The 23,689-nt window shown below is 70.1% G+C and carries 12 protein-coding genes; 5 read left to right on the forward strand and 7 right to left on the reverse strand.

Translation table 11 applies throughout. The features are described from left to right. Window positions 1–5 precede the first annotated feature (5 nt). The 5 genes from AC1RGU_RS15055 to AC1RGU_RS15075 all read right to left on the reverse strand — a co-directional run bounded on the left by AC1RGU_RS15055 (window position 6) and on the right by AC1RGU_RS15075 (window position 4,771). On the reverse strand, window positions 6–992 hold the full coding sequence (locus tag AC1RGU_RS15055) for a Bug family tripartite tricarboxylate transporter substrate binding protein (RefSeq protein ID WP_492696727.1): 987 nt from the start codon (window positions 990–992) through the stop codon (window positions 6–8). An 85-nt stretch (window positions 993–1,077) separates the two neighbouring features. Continuing rightward, window positions 1,078–2,067: a quinone oxidoreductase family protein gene (locus tag AC1RGU_RS15060; RefSeq protein WP_492696728.1), complete on the reverse strand. Its 990-nt coding sequence runs from the start codon at window positions 2,065–2,067 to the stop codon at window positions 1,078–1,080. 55 nt (window positions 2,068–2,122) lie between these two features. Next, on the reverse strand, window positions 2,123–3,043 hold the full coding sequence (locus AC1RGU_RS15065; protein ID WP_492696729.1) for a dioxygenase family protein: 921 nt from the start codon (window positions 3,041–3,043) through the stop codon (window positions 2,123–2,125). A gap of 96 nt (window positions 3,044–3,139) precedes the next feature. Then, on the reverse strand, window positions 3,140–4,174 hold the full coding sequence (locus AC1RGU_RS15070) for a tripartite tricarboxylate transporter substrate binding protein (RefSeq protein WP_492696730.1): 1,035 nt from the start codon (window positions 4,172–4,174) through the stop codon (window positions 3,140–3,142). Between the two features lie 60 nt (window positions 4,175–4,234). Then, window positions 4,235–4,771, reverse strand: a complete 537-nt coding sequence (locus AC1RGU_RS15075; protein ID WP_070061211.1) for a cupin domain-containing protein — start codon at window positions 4,769–4,771, stop codon at window positions 4,235–4,237. Window positions 4,772–4,957: 186 nt separating this feature from the next. Here AC1RGU_RS15075 and AC1RGU_RS15080 point away from each other — a divergent pair, with 186 nt between their 5' ends. Together AC1RGU_RS15080 and AC1RGU_RS15085 are read left to right on the forward strand one after the other, a co-directional pair. After that, window positions 4,958–5,887: a LysR family transcriptional regulator gene (locus AC1RGU_RS15080; protein ID WP_062472012.1), complete on the forward strand. Its 930-nt coding sequence runs from the start codon at window positions 4,958–4,960 to the stop codon at window positions 5,885–5,887. 38 nt (window positions 5,888–5,925) lie between these two features. Continuing rightward, window positions 5,926–6,330, forward strand: a complete 405-nt coding sequence (locus AC1RGU_RS15085) for an OsmC family protein (protein ID WP_492696731.1) — start codon at window positions 5,926–5,928, stop codon at window positions 6,328–6,330. Window positions 6,331–6,354: 24 nt separating this feature from the next. Here the strand turns inward: AC1RGU_RS15085 and AC1RGU_RS15090 are convergent, their stop codons facing one another. Beyond that, on the reverse strand, window positions 6,355–7,035 hold the full coding sequence (locus AC1RGU_RS15090) for a GNAT family N-acetyltransferase (protein ID WP_492696732.1): 681 nt from the start codon (window positions 7,033–7,035) through the stop codon (window positions 6,355–6,357). A gap of 140 nt (window positions 7,036–7,175) precedes the next feature. Continuing rightward, window positions 7,176–7,574, reverse strand: coding sequence for a hypothetical protein (locus tag AC1RGU_RS15095; RefSeq protein ID WP_062472018.1), 399 nt, complete (start codon window positions 7,572–7,574; stop codon window positions 7,176–7,178). Between the two features lie 1,082 nt (window positions 7,575–8,656). Here AC1RGU_RS15095 and AC1RGU_RS15100 point away from each other — a divergent pair. Genes AC1RGU_RS15100 through AC1RGU_RS15110 form a run of 3 tightly spaced genes read left to right on the forward strand, consistent with a single transcriptional unit; the run spans window position 8,657 to window position 23,668 of the window. Continuing rightward, window positions 8,657–20,896, forward strand: a complete 12,240-nt coding sequence (locus AC1RGU_RS15100; protein WP_492696733.1) for a cadherin-like domain-containing protein — start codon at window positions 8,657–8,659, stop codon at window positions 20,894–20,896. 34 nt (window positions 20,897–20,930) lie between these two features. Continuing rightward, entirely contained in the window at window positions 20,931–22,856 is a 1,926-nt protein-coding gene (locus tag AC1RGU_RS15105; RefSeq protein ID WP_492696734.1) for a TolC family protein, read from the forward strand. 14 nt (window positions 22,857–22,870) lie between these two features. Continuing rightward, window positions 22,871–23,668: an efflux RND transporter periplasmic adaptor subunit gene (locus AC1RGU_RS15110; protein ID WP_492696735.1), complete on the forward strand. Its 798-nt coding sequence runs from the start codon at window positions 22,871–22,873 to the stop codon at window positions 23,666–23,668. The last annotated feature ends 21 nt before the right edge of the window (window positions 23,669–23,689 follow it).

A 23,689-nucleotide genomic window follows, 5' to 3' on the forward strand; every position in this document is an offset into this window, starting at 1 on the left:
GGTGATCAGCTGTCGATGCGGATGCCGGCGCGCCGGATGAGCGCGGTGGTCGCCACGATCTCTTCGCGCACCTGCTGCGCAAAGGCCTGCTGCGGCATCGGTGCGGCGTCGGCGCCGAGCTTGTCCAGGCGCGCGCGCACCTCGCTGGTCTTCAGGGCGCGCACGGTCTCGGCATGCAGGTGCGCCACGGTGCGCTCCGGCGTCCTGGCGGCCACGAACATGCCGACCCAGAACAGGTGGTCCGCATCGCCGAAGCCGCTTTCGGCGGTGGTCGGCACCTGCGGCAGCAGTGGCGAACGCTTCGGTGCGCCGATGGCCAGCGCTGCGAGCTTGCCGCCTTGCACCAGCGGGGCGGCCAGCGCCAGCGGGGCCAGGAACCAGTCGAGCCGCCCGCCCATGAGATCGGTGAGCGCCTGCGGCGTGCCCCGGTACGGGATGTGCGCGACCTCGATGCCGGTCGCGATGCGGAACTTCTCGCCTGCGATGTGCGAGGCGCTGCCGCTGCCCGAAGAGCCGTACACGAACTTCTGGGGGCCGGCCTTCACCTTGCGCACGAGGTCCTGCAGCGAAGTGAAGCCGCGGTCCGGCGGAACGACCAGCACGTTGGGCATCGATGCCAGCATGGTGACCGGTGTGAAGTCGTTCAGCGTGTCGTACTTGAGTCCGGGGTAGAGCGCGGCGTTGGCCACATGGCCGGTCGAGTGGATCAGCACCGTGTGACCGTCGGCCGCGGCATTGACCACCGCGCTGGCGCCCAGCGTACCGCCCGCACCGGGCCGGTTGTCGACCACGCAGGGCTGGCCGAGGGATTGCTGCAGCCGCTCGCCGACGATGCGGCCGACCACGTCGGTGGTCGATCCGGCGGTGAAGGGAATGACCAGCTTCACGGGCTGGCTCGGGTAGGCGGGCTGCGCGAAGAGCGTGGCGGGAAGGGTGGCGATGCCGCCTGCGGCTGCCGTGAGGCGAAGCAATGTCCTGCGATGGGTGTCCATCGTTGTCTCCTTGTTGTTCGTGGGGAAGGGCCTGCCTGCGGGCAGGCCCCGAAGTGATGCGCGGGACAGGGCGCCCTGGATGCGCTCAGGGCGCCAGAACCAGCCGCTCCATCGAGCCTTCGAGCACCTGCAGGTAGGCCTGGCGCGCGCGGTCCAGCGGCAGCACCGAGCCGTCGTTCACGTCGAAGCCCTGCAGGCTGCCGTCCTCGAAGCCGGGAAGCAGCGTGCGAAACACATCCGCGCACTGGCTGGCCGTGAGCTTCAGGCTGTCCACGCCGAGCATGTGCAGATCGCGGCGGTAGAAGGCCATGATGTCGAAGGGCACGTTGCGGTCGGGTGTGGAGATCAGGATCTGCGTGCCGCCCACCTTGAGTGCGCCGAGCGCCGCCGCGAAGTAGGGCGAGCCGACGGTGTTGTAGGCAATGTCCACGCCTTTGCCATCGGTCATCGACAGCACGGTCTGCGCGATGTCGTCGCGCGTGCCGTCGATCACCTCGACCTGCGCGCTCGCATGGCCTGTGTACCGGGTGGCGCCGCGTTCGACGCCGATCACGCGCGCGCCGGCCCGCGTGGCCAGCTGCACGGTGGCCTGCCCGACCTTGCCGTTCGAGCCCAGCACCAGCACGGTCTGGCCGGGGCCTGCGAGGTGGGCCCGGCGCAGGCCTTCGTAGGCCGTCACGAAGGGCACGCCCACCGTGGCCGCCGAGGCCATGGCGATGCGCTCGGGCTTGGCGACGAGTGCCGCCACGGGCAGCACGAGGTAGCGCGCATGCGTGCCGTCGCGCGTGATGCCGAGGTCGCCGCCGGTGCCCCAGACGGCGCGGCCGATCCATTCCGACGGGCCGGCGACCACGCGTCCGGCGTAGTCGCGGCCCGGCGTGCGGGGCCAGATGGCGTACGGCATCAGGCCGAGCGCCGCCTTGACGTCGCTCGGGTTGATCGCCGCGGCAAGGACTTCGACGATGGCGCAGCCGGCCGGTGTCTCGGGCTGTGCGATGTCGACCAGGTCGGGGTTAAGTGCCTCGGGGCTCGGGGCCTTGGCGCTGAGGCGAAGGGCGCGCGGTGGTGTGCTCATGGTGCGATGTCTCGTGGTGCGAAGTGAAGGGAAGGAAATGCGTGTGTGTGCGCGTTCAGGGCAGCGGCGGCGTGGGCAGGCGCGTTTCGCCGGCCTCCAGCCGCAGCTCGAAGTCGAGGTGGAAGTGGCCCGCGCTGTCGGGCTCGAAGTCGCGCAGCAGCGAGCCGACCGCGCCGAAGGCCGCGTCGCTGTAGGCGTACGGATCGCGTGCATCGAAGATCTGCGTCGTCAGCACCTTGTGCCCGGGCGCGATGGCGATGAAGTGCAGGTGCGCCGGTCGCATGTGGCTGCGGTTCTGCAGTGCGAGCAGTTCGCCGCAGGGGCCGTCGGTGGGCACGCCGTAGCCCGAGGGCTGCACGCTCTCGAACCAGAAGCGGCCGTCGGCGTCGGTCTCGAAGACGGCGCGCAGGTTCATGTCTTCCTGCTCCGGGTCCTGGTTCTCATACAAGCCACTGGGCGCGGCCTGCCAGGTCTCGATGCGGGCGCCTGCGATGGGCGTGCCGTCCAGCGACAGCACGCGACCTTTCACGTGCAGCGTTTCGCCTGCGGTGTCGTCGGTCGCAATGCGCACGCCGTTGGGCCGCACCGGCTGGTTCGCGCGCCAGAAGGGACCGATGAGCGCCGGCTCGGTGCCGCCCGCGGCGAGCACGGCCTTGGCGTCCATCAGCAGCACCAGTGTGGCCATGCCGAGGATGTCGGCGAGCAGGATGCCTTCGTGCTTGCGCGGGCCCGTGGCCTGGCCGATGCGCACCATGAAGTCCAGGCCCTTGAAGAGCTCTTCATAGGTCAGCGTCACTTCCGAGGCGAAGGCGTGCAGGTGGCGGATCATCGCGTCGAGCACGGTGCGGGTGCGCGCGTCGCGCGTGCCCTGGTTGGCGTCCAGCACGGCCTGCAGCAGCGCCTGGGCATTGGCGGGGATTGAGCGGGGAGCGGGCGGTGCCTCGGTGTCCGTGGGGGTCTCGGCGACAGAAATCATGGAAGTCCTGGAGAGTGAAGAAAACGAAATCGGCACGGCACGGCGCGGCCCGGCACGCATCGGCGCACCGCTGTGGATGAAGGGGCGTGGCGCCGGTTAGTCGGCGCGGATGCGCGCGCGGGTGGCGACGGCGGTCCAGCGCGGCACGTCTTCGGCGACGCGCGCGGCGAGGTCGGCGGGCAGGCTCGCGACCGTCTCGAAGCCGAGGTCGCGCGTCTGGCGCTGCACCTCATCGAGCGCCAGGATGCGCCGCACCTCGGTGTGCAGCCGCTCGATGGCGGCCGTGGGTGTGCCCGCCGGCGCGAACAGGGCCTGCATGGTCTCGGAGCGGTAGCCGGCGAAGCCCGACTCCGCCACCGTCGGTACCTGCGGCAGCTCGGCCCAGCGCGCGCGACTGCCGACGGCCAGCACGCGCAGCGTGCCCGCCGCGATGTGGGCCTTGGCCGCCGGCAGTGCGGTCAATGCGCAATCGACCTGTCCGCCGAGCACGGCCTGCACGGCGGGGGCCGCGCCGTTGTAAGGCACGTGCAGCAGCTCGATGCCGGCGCGCTGCCACAGCAACTCACCGCCCAGGTGCACGCTGTTGCCCTTGCCGGGCGTCGAGTAGGTGAGCGCGCCCGGCCGGCGCTTGGCGGCGTCGATCAGGGCCGACAGGCTGGTGAGCGGGCTCGCGGCCGGCACCACGATCACGTCGGGTGAGCTGACGGCGAGCGACACCGGTGCGAACTGGCGCAGCGGGTCATACGGGGGCTTGTCGGCGAACAGGGCCGGGTTGGTCACGAAGGCGGACGACACCAGCAGCAGCGTCTGGCCGTCGGGCGCGGCGCGCGCCACCGAGGCGATGCCGATGTTGCCGCCGGCGCCCACGCGGTTGTCGACGAGCACGGGCTGGCCCAGCGCTTGTGCGAGCCGCACGGCCACGATGCGCGCGATGATGTCCGAGGTGCCGCCGGCGGCGAAGGGAACGACGATGCGCACGGGGGCCTTGGGGCTCCAGGCCGGCTGGGCGCGGACAAGGCCGGCGCCCAGCGCCGCGAGCGTCGCGGCGAGGGCGTGTCGCCGGCTCATGCCGTGGGCCACGCCGCATGTCGGCATGCGGCGTGCGGCCTGGAAGTCGTGGGGGATCGTCATTTTTTGTCTCCTCGGGTGGTGCCTATGAGCCTTGCGCAGTTCGGGCGGTCGGCGCGGCGACTACTTTGTTTCTGGCACCGTCTCCTTGATGTAGCCGTCGGTTCCGTAGACCAGGCCGGTGGCCTCTGCAGCCCTGACGACATCCTCGTGCCAGGCGATGCGTCCGCATTCTTCGTCGGTTCCACCGACGACCGAATACACCACCAGCGCGTGATCGTTCGGATTGCGGAAACCGCGCATCACGCCGATGGGGCACGAGATCACGTCCCACTGGTTGAGCATCACGGAGTACTGGCCCTTCTCGCCCCAGATGACCTCCATCTGCCCGTTCAGCGGACAGAAGACTTCCTCGGTCTTGTGTGCGTGAAGGCTGGCACCCTGGCCAACCGGGATTTCGATGAAGGTCACGCCGAAGCGGTGGTTGCCTGGAATTGCCGGCTGGACGCCTTTGTTCTCCAGGACGCCGCGGTTCATGATCTTGTAGATGTTTTTCTTCATCCCCGGCAGCCGGCTCTCGATGAAGGTCTCGCCGTAGGGCGCGACCTTGCCCCAGCGGGCGATGCGGGTGGATTCCATTTCCTGGAGGGTGGGGTCCATGTCTATTCCTTGATGCGATGAGGTTCGGATTCGTCGAAAAAGCAGCGGTTTACGTTCTGCGAGGCCCACTGTAGGCAACGGTCTTTCATGCGTCCATTACCATTTTTCGAGCGATTCGATAACATTTCGGTATGAGGTGTCCGGTGACCCTCGGCCGCTCTTGTGGCAACGACCTGGAATCCCCGCATGGACCTCAGACAGCTTCGGTATTTCGTGGTGCTCGCCACGCAGCAGCACTACGGCCGCGCCTCCGCCGTGCTGCATGTGGCGCAGCCGGCGCTGAGCCGGCAGATCCGCCTGCTCGAGGAAGAGCTGGGCGTGCGCCTGTTCGAGCGGCACGCGCGCGGCGCGACGCCGACCGAGGAGGCCGTGTTCCTCATGGAGCGCGCGTCGTTCCTGCTGCGCTATGCCGAGCAGATGAAGCAGGACATGACGGCCCGCCAGCGCGATCCGCGCGGGCCCGTGGCCATCGGCCTTTCGCCCGCGCTCGCGCTGCTGCTTGCGGTGCCGCTGGCGCGCGCGGTGCGCGAGCAGTTCCCCGATGTGCGGCTGCGCATCGTCGAGGGCTTCTCGCAGTCGCTGCTGGGCATGCTGGAGCAGGGGGCCGTCGACGTCGCGATCCTCAACGGCCCGATGCAGCTGGCCAACGTGCTGGCCACGCCGCTCATGACCGAATCGCTGTGCCTCATCGGCCGCACCGACGACACGCGGCTGATGCGCATGACGAAGATCAAGCTGCCCCGGCTGGCCGGCCTGCCGCTGGTGATGACGGGCGTGTCCAAGTCGGGCGTGCGGCTCGAGCTCGAAGCGGCGGCGGCGCGCGCGGGGGTGGTGCTGAACCCGGTGGTCGAGGTCGAGACTTTGAGCGTGGCGGCCCGCCTGGTGGAAGAGGGCCTGGGCCTCACGGTCCACTTCGCGGCGGTGGTGCAGGACGAGATCGAGGCCGGCCGGCTTGTCGCGATTCCCATCGAGGGGCTGCGGCTGCGCCGCGTGCTGGCCCGCGCCTCCGACCGGCCGCCGTCGCGCGCGACGGAAGTGCTCATCGACATCCTGCGCGCCGTGGTGCAGGAGCGCGTGGACGCGGGGCGTTGGCCGCACGCGGTGCTGGACCGCTGAGCGCGCCAGAATGCTTGCTTGTCAACAGGAGCACACCCATGGGCCACACCGCAACGATCGTCTCCACCGACGTCAATTTCAACCACCGCATCCAGGTCGGCAAGTTCCAGCTCGTGGCGGACGAGCCGGCGTCGCTGGGCGGGCAGGGCGCGGGGCCGGCGCCCTATGACTACTACCTGGCCGCGCTGTCCGCCTGCACCGCGATCACGCTGCGGATGTACGCCCAGCGCAAGGGCTGGGAGTTGGGCGAGTTCAAGGCCGAGCTGAGTTTTTCGAAAGACGCGGACGGCAAGGCGCACATCCACCGCGTGCTGCACGCCAGCGCACCGCTGACCGATGCACAGTGGAGCCGGCTGCTCGAGGTGGTGGCCAACACGCCGGTCACGAAGACGATGCGCGAAGGTGCCGAGATCACGAGCGAACGTGGGGTGGCTGCGGCCTGATTCAGGCAGCAGGCGCGGCGCTGTTCAGCGCCGCGAGATCACGCGAACCACCGGTTCGCTGTGCACGCGAAAACCCATGCGCTCATAGATGCGCCGCGCGCCCGCGTTGCCCTGCATCACATGCAGCACCGGTACTTCGCCGCGCTGCATCTGCTGCGCCACCAAGCGCGTGACCAGCCGCTTCGCGTAGCCCTTGCCTTGCGCATCAGGGTGCGTGCAGACACCGCTGATCTCGCGCAGCGTGCCGGCGGCCATGCGCTCGCCGGCCATTGCGACGAGCCGGCCGTCGGCGTCGAAGCAGCCGACGTACTCACCGAGTTCGATGGTGCGCGTGGAGAACGGTCCGGGGCGGGTGAGGGCGGCCAGGGCGAGCACCTGTTCGACATCCGCGGTGCCCAGCCGGACCACATCAGGAAGCGTATCGGCCACGGGCACAGGCGCGTCCCAGATCATCTTCACGATGACCGACTCCATGTCGACCTGCCAGGTGGACGGCGCAGTGCCCGACCAGCCGATGGCATAGAAGTGCTCGTCCGGCGTGCAGAAAGGCAGGAGCGCGTCGAGGTCGGGGTGCAATGCGTCGGCAAAACCGACGATGGGAGAGAAGCCTGTGGCGTAGCGGCGTGCGGTCGATGTGCCGGCGGCAAAAGACGCATGCGGGCCTGAGAGGGCGTGCCAGGTGAGGTTGGTGAGGAGGTCTGTCATGGGAAGGATTCTTGCGGTCTGACAGGGACCGTTTTGCGCCGACCGTTATTGTGGGGGCGGCGCCTCCTCGTCGAGGACGAGGAGGTGTGTGTCGCGTCGCACGGCGAGGGCAAGCTCGCCGGCGTCAGCGACTCAGTGCATCAGCACTTCATGGCCGTGGCTTGTGCGGCGAAGGCGTCGGAAGCGGCCTTGCAGGCGGCGCCGAGTTGGGCGGCGTTGGCGCCGTAGCTGGCCCAGGTGGCCTTGGTCTGCTCGAGGCTGCCCTTGAGCGCGTCGGCGGCGGCGCCGCTTTGCTTGCCCACGCAGGCGCTCACCTTGTCCAGGTACTCCTGGCATTCCTTGGGCACGTCGGCCGATGCCGTCGTGGTGGCTGCAGGCGCTGCAGCAGCCGGTGCGCTGGCGGCCGGTGCGGGTGCCGGCGTGGCCGGTGCGGTGGCAGCAGGTGCTGCGGGAGCGGCCGGCGCTGCGGGCGTGGACTCTTGCTTCGAGCAAGCGGTGATGGCGGCAGCCACGAAGATGAGTGCGAGCAGTTTGTTCATTTTTTCTTACATGAGCGAGTTGGATGATGTGCCACGCCTCGTGTCCTCCGGCGCGCAGTGCGCACACCAGGAACGCAAGATTCGGGGCCGGAACAGTATCACCGCGCCCTGTGCAACAGACCCCCGCGAAGGCAGGAATCGGGGGGCTGCAGATGCTCCAAAAACGTAACAATTATCTTGAATCGTTAAATATTGCCGGGTTAAGCATTCGAAGGTGCGCAGGCGTACGCAGGGGGCGCGATGGCCCGTCGAACCGGGGGCTCGACCGGTCTCGCATCTGCAAGCGGATGTTGTTGATTCTTTCGAATTACATCGAAGCGACGAGGCCGCGCGAAGTTTCCTGAAGGCGCGCTGCGGTCCATTTCCGGAGTCGACCGAGCGGCCTGCCGTGTCTCTTCGGCGGTCACGCACATGGTTACAACCCCGTGCCGCAGACCCGCTCCTCGCGTTGCGCGGCAGCCGGCGGGACATGGCCGGACGGGGCCCGGTTCCCGGTCGATCGAATTGCGGCCGGACCCTTGGGTTGTGCATTGCATCAATTAATTCTTATGGCAAAGGTTCTCATTGCAGGATCGCATGCACATGCTCTTTCAGTTGTGAATCGATTGCGATGAATTGAGGTGTTGGCGCGCCATTCATGACGACCGAGTTCTTTGCCATCAAGGAATAGGGAATTCCCGCCCCGATTTTCTACGGAATCCCGTAGTTGAAAATTGGAAATAGATCGGGTAATTCAATCTGGTGAAATTCGCAAAGGCTTCGACGGCCTGGCTGCCGAGGGAAGGTCGCCTTGTACGGAGAGGAATACGGCGATGGATATGCCTCACATATGAGCCGGCGAATGGATCGCTATGAGCGGGTAACAATTAATTTCAAATTGATGAGAAAAGCAAAGGAAGCCGTTGTTTTTGCGATTTTTTGACGGGATTGGCTCGAAAAGATAGAACGTTAATAGTGGACACATTTGCATATTTGTCGTCACACTTTGAGCCATGCCAAGGTCTCAATCGCCCCAATTCCTTCGCCCACGCGCGCATCGATTTGCGCTGGAAAGCCGGCAGCTATTTGATGGCGCCGCTTTTGTGGAGGCCGCCGCGGCGGCACCGGCGGACGCGCCGCAGGGCCCGCACGGGGATGCGCCGCATGCCGCCGACGCGGCGGCGCCCGTTGCCGTGCCGCATGGGCGCGAAAGCACGCCCGAAGCGCAGGCGCGATCCGCGCCCGGCCCGGCCCCGGCCTCGTCCGGCGAGGTCTACGTGGTCGACAAGAACGTTGCCAATTGGCAGCAGCTCGCGGCTTCGGTGCCGCAGGGCGCCGGCCTGATCCTGCTGGACACCGGCTCGTCCGGCGTCGAACAGCTGCGCCAGGCGCTCGAAGGGCGCAGCGGCCTCACGGCGCTGCACATCCTCAGCCACGGCAGCACGGGCGAGATCACGCTGGGCAACGAAACCCTCGACGTCGCCGGCCTGGCGCGCTCGGCCGGCGCCTGGCAGGCGATCGGCGCGAGCCTGGGTGCGGACGGCGACATCCTGCTCTACGGGTGCGACGTGGGCGCCGACGGGCAACGCTTCGTGCAGGCCCTGGGCCGCGCCACGGGCGCCGACGTGGCGGCGTCGAGCGACGCCACCGGCGCGGCCTCGCGCCAGGGCGACTGGTCGCTCGAGGTCGCAACGGGCCTCATCGAGTCGCGCGCCTTCGCCGCCACCGACTACGACGGCCTGCTGGCCGCGCCGACCGTTTCGACGACCACGCCGCGCATCACGGTCAGCGAACCCAGCGCGCTCAACGCGCCGGGCGCCGACCGCGCCACGCTCAGCGGCTGGACGCTCACCGACGACGGCGCGGGCAATGTCACGGTCGACGTGACCGTCGAGAACCCCGCGCTGGGCGCGCTGTCCAGCGCCAGCATGAGCGGCGTCACCACCGTGCCCGGCGGCTACCGCTTCGTCGGCAGCGTGGCCGATGCCAACGCCTGGATCAACCAGCTGGTGTTCACCGCCGCCGACACCGAACTGGGCAACGCCACGGCCTCCACGCGCATCCTGGTGTCGATCACCGATTCGGAAACGCCGGCGCTCACCGCCAACCGCGCGCTCGACGTGACGATCACGCCGTCGAACGACCCGACCACGGTGGCCGACGCGGCACAGACGGTCTCCGAGGGCGGCACCACGCTGCTGACTGGCACCACGCTCGACGCCATCGACCCCGAGGTGACGATCGGCTCGCAGAACACCGGCCAGATCGTCTACGGCATCGCGACCAACACCACGCACGGCTACCTCACGCTCAACGGCGAACGCATCGGCGTGGGCTCGGTCTTCACGCAGGCCGACGTGCTCGCGGGCCGCGTCGCCTATGTGCACACGGCCACCGGCGCGGACCAGAACCTGGACGACAGCTTCGTCATCGTGGTCAACGACGGCGCCACGCCGCTGGCCGGCTCCGACCACGCCACCATCACGCTGAACGTCACGCCGCTGAACCAGCCGCCGGTGGTCTCGGGCGGGGGCAGCGTGTTCGAAGGGCAGCCTCCCAACGCCATCGACCCCAGCGGCAACCCGGCCTCGGTCGTGGGCAACTTCATCGTCGCCGATGGCGGCGGCGACGACGCCAGCGGCGACCTCACGGTGCGGCTGACCAGCCTGCCCACCGACGGCACGCTGTACTTCACGGGCACGGTGCTGATCGGCGGCGTGCCCCAGAACGTCACCAACCGCGCGATCACGCAGGCCGACATCGACGCCGGCTTCGTGTTCGGCTACGACGACCGCGGCGGCCTCACCTACGGCAACAACGGCCAGCGCGACAACAACGGACAGAGCTACCCGTTCACCGACGGCTTCGGCGTCACGGTGAGCGACGCCGGCGGCGGCACGGGCACGCCGTCGTCCACCTCGGGCACCATCGCCATCAACGTGCGCCCGGCCAACGACGACCCGGTGCTCGACCCCGGCAGCACGCTCGAGGCGAGCGTCGATCCGGCGGGCGGCGGCTACACCGTCACGCTCACGCCCGGCATGCTCGGCGCGACCGACGTCGACTCGAGCGACGACAACCTGACCTTCGCCGTCACCTCGATGAACGGCCTGAACCAGGGCTACCTGCTGCTGGACGGAAAGATCCTGCCGCCGGGCGGCACCTTCACCATGGAAGACGTGCGCTCGGGCCGCGTGCAGTACGTGCAGACGCAGGGCGCGGCGGCGGGCGACACCGACACCTTCAGCTTCCAGGTGGTCGACAACACGCTGGGGCCCACCTGGGACGCCAACGGCAACACCGTGATCCGCGAGGGCGCCGACCGCAACCCCGACGGCACGCTGAAGACCTACGAGTTCACGATCAACCTCGTCGAAACCCCGGCGGGCAACGGCGATCCGCTGCAGACCATCGACGGCACCGTCACCACCTCGGGCTCGAACCACGCGGGCACCGACCAGAACGGCGCCACGCGCGGCACGCTCAGCGAAGGCGGCTCGGTGGTGCTGGGCGGCACCGGCTCCGACTTCAACACCGTGCCGGGCCTGAGCTACGTGGTCGAAGGCGTGCCGCCGTCGCAGGTGATCTACACCGTCACCGACTACACCGGCACCACGGGGCCCGTGCGCAACGGCGTGCTGCAGCGCTTCGACGGTGCGGCCTGGGTCGACATCGACACCTACGAGACCTTCACGCAGGAAGACCTGAACGCCGGGCGCATCCGCTTCCAGCACGACGGCGACGTGGAAGACTTCGAATCGGCCGTGTCGCTCTCGGTGACGGCCGGCGTCGCCGTCGGCGGCGTGCGCAACGTCTGGAACACCAGCTTCTCGTTCTTCATCACGCCGGTCAACGACGTGCCCGTGGCCACCGGTTCGTCGAACACGGTCATCCGCGAAGGCGAGACCGCCTACCTCACGACCGGCCAGATCCGCGTGGTCGATGCCGACGATGCCGCGAGCGAAAGCTACCTCGAAGGCTCGCCCACGCTGCTGAACGGCGACCCGAACTACGCCTTCAACAACGCCGGCAGCGGGCCGGGCGCGATGCAGTTCGAGTTCGACAGCCTGCCCACCGGCGGCCAGCTGCAGTACTGGAACGGCGCCGCCTGGGTGGCCGTGGCCGTGGGGCAGCGCATCGACGCCTCGCTCATCACCGGCAGCGCCGGCACCACGGGCCTGCGCTTCGTGAGCGACGGTTCCGAGGTGCGCACCACCCAGTTCAACGTGCATGCCGTGGACCGCTGGGGTGCCGCGTCGAACCCCGTCACCGTCGGCATCCAGATCACCAACGTCAACGACGCGCCGGTGATTGCACCCGACCCGACGCAGCCCGACCCGCCCGGCACCGCCAACCAGCCGCTGACCGTGGCCGAGGGCGGGCGCGGCCAGATCACGCCGGGCATGCTCAGGGCCTTCGACCCCGACAGCACGCTCACGCAGCTGCAGTACACGATCACCTCCGTCACCACGCACGGGCGCGTCATGTACTCGACCGACGGCGTCAACTTCGTGGCGCTGGGCGTGGGCTCCTCGTTCACGCAGGCCGACGTGAACGCCGGGCGCATCTACTATTTCAATTCGGGCGACGAATCCGACGGCCACACCGAAGCCAACGGCGATCCGCCGAGCGACCGCTTCACCTTCACGCTGAGCGACGGCGACAAGGAACAGGCCGGCGGCCAGTTCTGGATCTACGTCACGCCGCTGAACGACGCGCCCACGGTGACCGCGCCGGCCGGGCCCATCGACATCGACAGCAGCAACCCGGCGCACAACCCCGTGCCTGGCTTCAATGTCGGCGACACCGACCTGGATGCGGTGATCCAGGGCGAGACCGACTTCGTCCAGGTGACGGTGCGGCTGCTGGACGCCAACGGCAACCCGTTGAATGCCGCGGCATACGCGGGCGCCACCATCGGCTCGACCTCGATGGGCGGCGTGACCGTCGACGCCGACAAGAACGGCAGCGGCGACTTCCTCACGCTGCGCGGCACGCGCGCGCAGGTGAACGCCGCGCTGGCGGGCCTCACGCTCACCTTCGACACCGACCGCGACCAGGCCTACCGGCTGCAGGTGATCGTGGACGACCGCCTGCGCGACACCGCCACCGGCGTGCTGCAGCCCGGCGCCAACGGCGGCCCGCAGAACGAGCCGAGCGTGCCGGGCGGGCCGAACATCACGATCCCGACCACCGAGTACGACTGGTACGCCGACGCGGTGCCTACCACCGGCGACATCACGGGCAACATCGCGGCGGCCTCGGTGCTGGTGCGCGCGTCCAGCGAGAACGACCCGGGCGTGCTGGTCGTGCCGCCCGTGCACACGGTCTATGAAGACCAGCCGACCTACATCGGCGCGGGCTTCGTGGTGTCTGACCCCGAATCAGCGGCCTTCGGCACGCCCATCACGCTGCGGCTGACCGTGCCCAACGGCACGCTGGGCATCGGCGGCACCGGCGGGCAGACGAGCTTCACGCTGCCCAGCGGGCGCGTCGTGACCATCGCCGGCGACAACACCGGCGCACTCACGCTCACCGGCCGCGCCAGCGACATCCAGGAGCTGATCACCAGCGGCGCCGCCACGGGCCTGACCTACCGCAGCGCCACCCACGTCAACCACGACCTCAACGGCGCCGACGCCGGCGACGTGACGCTCACCGTCTCCTTCGACGACACCGGCTCTCAGATCGGCGGCGACACCGGCGGTGGCAGCGTGTCGAACAACCCGCCCGACATGACGATGGCGCTGACCATCGTGGCCGTCAACGACGCGCCGACGGCCGGGCTCACGCCGGGCACCAACCCGAACACGCCGCTGTACCTGACGGGCGGCAACGCGCCGTCGGCCGTGCCGGGCTTCGTCGTGCGCGACCTGGACATCGACGGCGACGGCGGCGGCATCGCGCCCGGCGAAGCCGATTTCCTGCAGGTCACCGTGCGCATCACCAACGGCACGGGCGTGCCGCTGGGCGCGGCGCAGTACACGGACGGCGGCAGCGACGCCATCACCATCACCTCGAGCAATGCAGCCGGCTCGGGCGTGACCATCGACAGCACCTACGACGGCACCGGCAGCGCGCTCGTCATCCGCGGCACGCGCGCGCAGGTGCAGGCCTACCTCGACGGCCTGCAGGTGGCGCTGGGCGGCAGCCTGGCCAACACCGACCAGACCTACCGCGTGCAGGTCATCGTGGACGACCGCCTGCGCGAGAACAGCAGCGGCGCGCTGGCGGGCGGCGCCAACGGCGGCGAGAACAACAACGCGAACGGCGGCACGGTGGCGGTGCCCACCACCAACGTCAACCCCTACGCGCTGATCCCCGCGGGGCTGACGGCCAACGTGGCCTCGGCCTACCGCACGCTGTTCCCGTCGTCGATCAACGACCCGGCCCACATCGCGGCCGGCAACCCGACGGTGGACGAAGGCAACGGCAGCGTCACGCTGACCGGCCTCACGGTCACCGACCAGGACGCGGCCGCCACCGACGTGCTGACAGCCACGGTGTCGGTGCCCCCGGGCTTCGTCATCAACGGCGTGGGCGGCAGCGGCGGCTCGGTCGGCCCGTTGGGCGGCGCCAGCATCACCATCACCGGCACGCTGGCGCAGATCAACAGCCGCATCAACGCCATCTCGATCGCGCTGCCCGACGCCCCCGGCGCCGCGCTGCCGGCCGACTGGAACGGCGCCTTCACCGTGACCGTGGTGGTCAACGACGAGGGCCACACCGGCGGGCGTCCGGGCGTCCTGGCACCCGGCGACAACAGCACGACCGGCACCTTCGCCTACGCGGACGGGGTCGGCAACCGCCTGGTCACCACGCGCACCTTCGTCTTCACGGTGGCGCCGGTCAACGACGCGCCGGTGGTGGTGGGCGGCACCACCCAGACGCTGCCGAACGTCACCGAGGACGTGGGCAACAACGCGGCCGGCACCCCCGTGGGCACCCTGTTCGGCTCGCACTTCGACGACGCCGCCGACCTGATCGACAACAGCGGCAACGGTGGCACCGGCGGCAGTTCGTCCGACACCTTCTTCGGCGTCGCGATCACGGGCCACGTCCCGGACCCCGCGCAGGGGGCCTGGCAGTACTCGCTGGACAACGGCAGCACCTGGATTCCCGTCGGCGCACGCACCGACGGCACGGCCCTGGTGCTGGCCGCCGACGCGCAGCTGCGCTTCGTGCCGGCCGCCAACTTCCACGGCACGCCCACCACGCTGACCGTGCGGCTGGTCGAGACCGACACCAACAACGACAGCGCCACCGCCGACCCCACCTCGGGCAGCCAGGTCGACACGTCCGGTGCCCGCAATGGCGGCACCACCGTCTACAGCGCCGGCACCATTGTGCTCAGCACCACGGTGATCAACGTGAACGACCGGCCGACGGCGACCGATGCGACCGTGCCCGCCGGCGTCGAGGACGTGACGGGTGCCGGCGTGCGCGTCGACACGCTGCTGGGCGGCGGCTACGGCGACGCGACCGACAACCAGACGTCCATCAGCGGCGGCGGCGATGCATCGACCTCGTTCGGCGGCATCGCCATCGTGGGCAACAACGCCAACGCCGCGCAGGGCGCGTGGGAGTACAGCCTGAACGGCACCGACTGGCTCGCCGTGCCGACGGGCGCGTCCGACACCAGCGCCTTGCTGCTGCCCACCAGCGCGCAGCTGCGCTTCGTGCCGGCGGCCGATTTCAACGGCACGCCCGGCGGGCTGGTCGTGCGCGTGTCCGATGCGCCGGTGGCGGCGGGCAGCGGCGACATCAGCGCCACCGTCAACGACGCCACCAGCCAGTGGTCGGTGCTGCGCAACGTGTCGACCACCATCGCGCCGCGCAACGACGCGCCGGTGATCGGCGGCACCACCGGCGCGACCGCGGTGGAGAACAACCAGACCGGCACCGGCGTCAGCATTCCGCCCGTGGCGCTGGTCAGCGGCGGCACCGTCGGCGACCTCGACCTGGCGACCACGCCCGGCCTGGCCGCGGGCGTGTTCGGCGCGGGCTCGCTCACCGTGAGCCTGGACGGCTACCAGCCGGGCGACCAGCTGTTCATCAACGGCGCGCTGCCCCCGGGGGTCAGCGTCTCGGGCGGCAACGGCGCGCCACTGGTGGTGCAGTTCGACGCCGACACCACCGTGGCCGAGGTGCGGGCGGTGCTCGACCAGCTGTCCTACCGCAGCAGCAGCGACAACCCGACCGCCTTTGGCACCGACAACGAGCGCGTCTACACCATCGTGCTCAACGACGGCAACAACGTGCAGCCCGGCGGCAACGCGGGCGGCCCGCTGCCGCTGAACAGCAACGTGCTCACCGGCACGCTCACGATCACCGCCGTGAACGACCCGCCGACCGCGGTCGACGACACGCACAGCATCGACGAAGACACGGTGTCGGTCGGCAGCAACGTCATCAGCGGGCGCATTCCCGGCGAGGCCGACCACGACCCCGACAGCACCACGCTCACGGTCACCGGCATCCGCACCGGCCCCGAGGCCGGCGCCGGCACGGCCGGCACGCTGGGCAGCCCGCTGACCGGCACCCACGGCAGCATCGTGCTGAACGCCGACGGCAGCTACACCTACACGCTGGACAACACCGACCCGCGCGTGCAGGCGCTGATCGCCGGCGAGACGCTCACCGACCTCTTCACCTACGCCATCTCCGACGGCGCAGGCGGCACCGACATCGCGCAGATCACCATCACGATCCGCGGCGCCAGCAACGACGTGCCGGGCATCACGGTGACCGACGCCAACGGCAACGCGACCGGCCAGGTGACGGTGCACGAGTCGGGCCTGACGAGCGTGGGCGACACCAGCGAGACGGCGGGCGCGGGCTTCAACATCACGGCGGCCGACGGCGTGGCGAGCATCAACGTCGGCGGCACGGTGGTGACGCTGGCGCAGCTGCAGGCCCTCACGCCGGGCGCGCCGATCACGATCAACACGCCCGACGGCCAGATCCGCCTCACGGGCTTCAGCGGCACCACGCTGCCCAACGGCGTCGTGACCGGCGGCACGGTCAGCTACACCTACACGCTGACCTCGGCGCAGAACCACAGCGCGGGCGAAGTGACCGAGGCGGTGGCGCTGAGCGTGACCGACCGCGACGGCGACGTGGCCAGCGGCACGCTCACGGTGCTGATCGTGAACGACGTGCCCACCGCGAACCCCGACACGAACAGCGTCACGGAAGACACCGCGCCGAACCCCGTGACCGGCAACGTGAAGACCAACGACCGTGAGGGCGCGGACACGGCCGTGCCGGTGACGGGCGTGAGCTTCGGCGGCACGGCCGGCACGGTCGGCAGCGCGCTGGACACGGAATACGGTGCCATCGTGCTGAACGCCGACGGCAGCTACAGCTACACGCTGGACAACACCGACCCGCGCGTCAACGCGCTGAAAGACGGCGAGACGCTCACGGACACGGTGAGCTACACCCTCACCGACGCGGACGGCGACACCTCGACCACCACGCTGACGATCACCATCCACGGCCACTCCGACGCGAGCCCCGAGATCGTGCCGGTGGACGGCAACGGCGTGGCCACGGGCCAGACCGAGGTCCACGAGCGCGGGCTGGTCGACGGCCCGGCCGGTCCCGATGCGCGCGAGAACGGCAGTGGCGTCGTCACGGTGTCGGCGGCCGATGGCCTGCAGACCGTCACCGTGGGCGGTCGCACGCTGACGCTGGCCGAGCTGGCCAACCTGGGCACCACGCCGGTCGTCATCACGACGCCGCTGGGCACGCTCACGCTGACGGGCTTCACGGCCACCACCTCGGTGGGCGGCGTGCCCACGGCGGGCAACCTGGCCTACACCTACACGCTGCGCGCGCAGGTGCCGCAGCCGGGCGCGACCGAGAGCACGGAAGCCATCGCCCTGCAGGTGACCGACGCCGGCGGCGCCACGGCCACGGGCACGCTCACCGTGCGCATCGTGGACGACGTGCCGCAGGCCACCGACGACGCGGCCGCCATCACCGAAGACGCCGCGCCGAACACGGTGTCGGGCAACGTGGCGACCAACGACACCATCGGCGCGGACGACCGCAACGTGGCGCCGGTGACCGGCGTGAGCTTCGGCGGCGCGGCCGGCACGGTGGGTGCGTCGATCACCACGACCTACGGGTCGATCGTGCTGAACGCCGACGGCAGCTACACCTACACGCTGAACAACGCCGACCCGCGCGTGCAGGCGCTGTCGGTGGGCGAGATGCTGACCGAGCAGGTGCGCTACACGATCACCGATGCCGACGGCGACACCAGCACCGCCACGCTCACGATCACCATCCGCGGCGCCAACGACCTGCCGGGCATCGCCGTCACCGACGCCAACGGCGCGGCGACCGGGCAGGTCACGGTGTTCGAGTCGGGCCTGGTGAGCATCACCGACACGGGCGAGCGCGCCGCCAGCAGCTTCAACATCACCGCGGCGGACGGCGTGGCCAGCATCAACGTCGGCGGCACGGTGGTGACGCTGGCGCAGCTGCAGGCGCTCACGCCGGGCGCGCCGATCACGATCACCACGCCCGACGGCCAGATCCAGCTGACGGGCTTCAGCGGCACCACGCTGTCCAACGGCATCGTGACCGGCGGCGCGGTCAGCTACACCTACACGCTGGGCGCTGCGCAGAGCCATCGCTCCGGCGGTGTGCTGACCGAAGTGACCGAGCAGATCCCGCTGTCGGTGACCGACCGCGACGGCGACGTGGCCAACGGCACGCTCACCGTGCTCATCATCAACGACACGCCGCAGGCCACCGACGACACGGCCGCCATCACCGAGGACGCGGTGCCGGACACGGTGAGCGGCAACGTGAAGGCCAACGACCGCGACGGCGCGGACAACGGCAACGGCGTGCCGGTGACGGGCGTGAGCTTCGGCGGCGCGGCCGGCACGGTGGGCGTGTCGCTCACGACCACGTACGGCGCCATCGTGCTGAACGCCGACGGCAGCTACACCTACACGCTGGACAACGACAACGCCGCCGTCAACGCGCTCAAGACCAACGAGCAGCTGACCGAGACGGTGCGCTACACGATCACCGATGCCGACGGCGACACCAGCACCGCCACGCTGACGATCACCATCCACGGCCGCCTGGACGGCGACCCGGCCATCGGCGCGGTGGACGGCAACGGCGCGGCCACGGGGCAGGCGGAGGTGCACGAGCGCGGGCTCGTCGACGGCATCGGCGGCCCCGACACCCGCGAGACCACCACCGGCACGATCGTGGTCTCGGCGAGCGACGGCATGCAAAGCGTCACCGTGGGCGGGCGCCCGCTGACGCTGGCCGAGCTGGCGAACCTGGGCACGACGCCGGTCACCATCGACACGCCGCGCGGCACGCTGGTGCTCACCGGCTTCACGCCCACCAGCTCGGTGGGCGGCGTGCCGACGACGGGCGAACTGACCTACACCTACACGCTGGACGCACAGGTGCCGCAGCCGAACGCCACCGAAAGCACGGAAGACATCAAGCTGGTGGTGACCGACGCCGGCGGCGACACGGCCACGGGCACGCTCACCGTGCGCATCGTGGACGACGTGCCCGAGGCCGTGAACGACACCAACGCCATCACCGAGGACGGCGCGCCGAACACGGTGGGCGGCAACGTGAAGGCCAACGACACCCTTGGCGCCGACGACGCCAACGGCGTGCCGGTGACGGGCGTGAGCTTCGGCGGCGTGGCTGGCACGGTGGGCACGTCCATCGCCACCACCTACGGGCGCATCGTGCTGAACGCCGACGGCAGCTACACCTACACGTTGAACAACGGCGACCCGCGCGTGCAGGCGCTGGTCGTGGGCGACACGCTGACCGAGGTGGTGACCTACACGATCACCGACAACGACGGCGACACCAGCACCGCCACGCTGACCCTCACCATCCACGGTGCGAACGACGGCGTGACGCTGGTGATCGGCGACAACAACGGCCCCGACACGGCCGGGCAGGCCACCGTGTACGAGCGCGGCCTGGTCGAGCCGGGCGACGCGAGCGAGACGGTCTCGGGCAGCTTCTTCGTCACGGCGCCCGACGGGCTGGGCAGCATCGCGGTGCACGGCACCACGCTCACGCCGGCGCAGCTGGCCGCGCTCGGCACGAGCCCGGTCACCATCGCCACCGACCGCGGGCGCATCACGCTCACCGGCTTCGACGCGGCCACGGGCACCGTGCGCTACACCTACGTGCTGGGCGCCGCGCAGAGCCACGCGGGCGGGCAGGTCACCGACGACATCGCGCTGCAGGTGACCGACCGCGACGGCGATACCACGCAGGGCACGCTGCGCGTGCTGGTGATCGACGACGTGCCCACGGCACGCAACGACGCCACCTCGATCGGCACCACGCGGCCCGGCGCCACGGCCACCGGCAACGTGTTCGGCGGGGACGGCATGGGCGCGAACGACGTGGCCGACCGCCTCGGCGCGGACGGCACGCCGACGCCGGTCACGGGCGTCTCTTTCGAAGGCGTGGCCGGCACCATCGGCGGATCGACGGCAGGGCGCTACGGCAACCTGCGCCTGAACGCCGACGGCAGCTACAGCTATTCGGTGAACGCCAGCAACGTGCGCGTGGCCTCGCTGGGAGACGGCCAGACGCTGACCGAGGTGTTCGACTACGTCATCACCGACGCCGACGGCAGCACCAGCACGGCGAAGCTGGTCGTCACGATCAACGGCACCTCGCAGCACCGGCCGCTCACGGGCGACCAGGTGTTCCCGGCGGACTTCGGCGACCCCAGCCGCCGCATCGACCAGTCGATGACGCCGGCGCTGTTCGTGCAGATCGCGGTGCAGGAATCGCAGCGCCTGAGCCAGATGCTGTCGGGCGCGATCGCCGCGCGCGCGCTGGGCGGCGACCGCCTCTTCGGCGAGGACCGTCCCACCGACCTGTGGGGCGAGCCGCAGGGCGTGGACTACGCCGAGCACGTGAGCCGCGACGGCGTGGCCTTCTCGCTGCGCATGGTGCGCGACGTGGAGCAGACGCTCGCGCTGCGCGGCGTCACGGCCGGCAAGCTGGTCGACGGCGCGAGCCCGCTGTTCGGCGACTTCGACAGCTTCTCGGTGCCGCAACAGCCGCCGCCCGAAGCGCCCACACGCGAAGGTGGGCGCATCGTGGTGCCGCGCGCCGATGCGGCGCATCCGTCCACCGAGGCGGCGCAGGCCGATGTGGCACCGGCAGCCGGTGCCGCCGCGCCGGTGGCCACCGACACGGCGCGCTCGTTCTCCAGCCGCGTGGCCGCGGCCGCCGCGGAGCGCGACGCGGTGCGCGAGCTGCTGCGGCATCCGCAGCGCGCCACGCCCACCGTGCGCGTGCCCACGAGTTGATCGACGCAGAGAAAAACGCCGGAGCCATCGAACCATGTCCTATCCATCGAGCACCATGACCGACATTCACAAGCAACCCGCGTCGACCTTCCGTTTCCCCCTGTCGTGGACTGCCGCCGCGGCCGCGCTGATGCTGGCCGGCTGCAGCATGACGCCCGTGCAGCTCACGCGCGACGAGATCGTGGTGCGCGTGCGCCACGACCAGAAGCAGCTCTACAAGGACCAGGCCGCGGTCGCCACGCCCATGACGTATTCCGAGGTGCTGGCGCGCGCGCTCAAGTACAACGCCGACTACCGCCTGAAGCTCATGGAGTCGGCCCTGGCGCGCGGCCTGCTCGATGTGTCGGCCGCCGACATGCTGCCCAAGCTGGTGGCGGACGCCGGCTACAACGATCGCAGCAACGACTCGGGCGGCACCAGCATCGGCATCGAAGACCGCGTGGTGAGCCTGCGGCCCTCGACCTCGGAGCAGCGCTCGCACTACTACGGCCGCGCCACGCTGTCGTGGAACGCGCTCGACTTCGGCATCAGCTACTTCCGCGCCAAGCAGGCGGCCGACGAGGTCAACATCGCCGAAGAGCGCCGCCGCAAGATCCTGCAGAACATCGCGCAGGACGTGCGCAGCGCCTACTGGCGCGCCATCGGCGCGCAGCAGCTCATCGGCGACGCCGACCGGCTGGCCGTGCGCATCGAAGACGCATTGAAGAAGTCGCGCGAGGCCGAGCGTGCCGGCGTGCTGCCGCCCGCGCAGGGCCTGGCCTACCAGCGCGCGCTGCTCGACGCGATGTCGCTGGTCAACGCCAAGCGCCAGGAAATGCAGTTCGCCAAGCGCGAGCTGGCCGCGCTCATGAGCCTGCCGCCGGGCGTCGACTTCACGCTGGTCGAAGGGCCGCAGGACGGCCGCGCGCCGGTCACGCTGGACATCGACAAGCTCGAGGTCGCCGCGCTGGAAAACCGCGCCGAGCTGCGCGAGGAAGACTACAAGGCGCGCATCGGCATCGCCGAGACCAAGAAGCAGATCGCCTCGCTGTTTCCCAGCCTGAACCTGTACGCCGGGGCGCGCTACGACTCCAACTCCTTCCTCTACAACAGCAACTGGAGCGACGCGGGCGTGAGCCTGTCGATGGACCTGTTCCGGCTGGCGGCCATCCCGGCCATCAACCGCACCAACGACGCGCGCAAGAAGACCGACGAAGCCCGCCGCCTGGCGCTGACCATGGCGGTGGTCACGCAGGTGCGCGTGTCGGCCGAGCGCTACAAGCTGGCGGTGGTCGACCAGGAACTGGCGGCCGAATCCAGCCGCGTCGACCAACGCATGGCCAGCGTGGCGCGCGCCGGCGCCAGCAACCAGCTCGAGAGCGAACTCGAGGCACTGCGCGTCGATGCGCGCGCGCTGGTGTCGCGCTTCCAGCTGGCCACGGCCTATGCGGCCACGCAGACCTCGTACGGCCGGGTGCTCAACTCGGTCGGCATCGACCTGATGCCGGCCACCGTGGCCAGCACCGACATCAAGACCGTCGCCAAGGCCATCGAGCAGAGCATGGCCGAAGGCGAGAAGGCGGTGTTCCTCGAAGCGGCGCTGATCCCGGTGCGCAACCGGCCGGTGACCGTGCGCGTGCGCGACCTGCCGTCGGGCGTGAGCGAAGCGGCGGTGCGCGGCGCGGTCGAGCGCATCGTCACGCGCAACGAGCTGGTGTCCTCGGGGTCGGCCGATGCACTGGTGCTCACGCTGGCCTTCCAGCGCCACGTGCCGCAGCAGCGCGGCACCACGCGCGCCCAGTGGCGGCTCACGCTGGCCGAGCCGGGCGGGCGCGAGCTGCTGTCGCAGAACTACGCCAGCTACGTGCCGGCCGTGACGACCGAAAGCGCCGTGAGCGCCTTCGCCGAGGCGGCGACGCTGTCGGTGATCACGGACGTGCGTCGCCTCGCGCGCACGGGCGCCACGGTGACGCAGAAGTGAAAGCGAGCCCGCCCTTGAAACCGTCGTCCTTCTCCGTGCTTCGCATCGGCGTGCTCCTGGCCTGCGCGCTGGGCGGTGCCCTGCAGGCCGGGGCCCAACCGGCACCCGCGCCGCGCGCCGCCCCGGCGGGTGCGCCGGGCAACCTGGCGCCGGTGCGTTTTCTCGTGGTGGCCGCGCAGGAAAGCGTGCTCTCGGCCTCGGCCCCGGGCCGCTTCGCGAAGGTGCCGGTGAGCCTGGGCGACACGGTGCGCGCGGGCCAGGTGCTGGCCGCCTACGAATGCGACGAGATCCAGGCGCGCCGCGCCGCCGCGCGGGCCGAGCACGAGGCCGCCAAGGTGCAGTACGTGGGCAAGCTGAAGCTGCAGGGCCTGCAGTCGGCGGCCGAGATCGAGGTCGAGCTGGCGGCAGCCAACGTGAACAAGGCGCAGAGCCAGGTCCGCATCTTCGACGCGCAGATCGCGCAGTGCAATTTCGTGGCGCCGTTCGCCGGCAAGGTGGCGCGCGTGCATGTGAAGGTGGGGCAGGGCGTGAACCCCGGCGCGCCGGTGGTCGAGCTGGTCGGCAATGGCCCGCTGAAGGCGCGCATGAACGTGCCCTCGCAATGGCTCGCGTGGCTGAAGACCGGCCAGCGCCTGGACGCCACGGTCGACGAGACCGGCGCTGCGGTGGTGTTGAAGGTCACGCGCGTGTCGGGCCGCGTGGACGCGGTGAGCCAGACCATCGAGATCGAGGCCGAACTCGCGGGCGACGCGGCCGGCCAGGTGCTGCCGGGCATGAGCGGGCAGGTGCGCGCGCCGGTCGGCAGGGGATGAGCGCCGCGCGCGGCAAGGGCG

Source organism: Variovorax sp. GW823-FHT02B07, assembly GCF_058797695.1.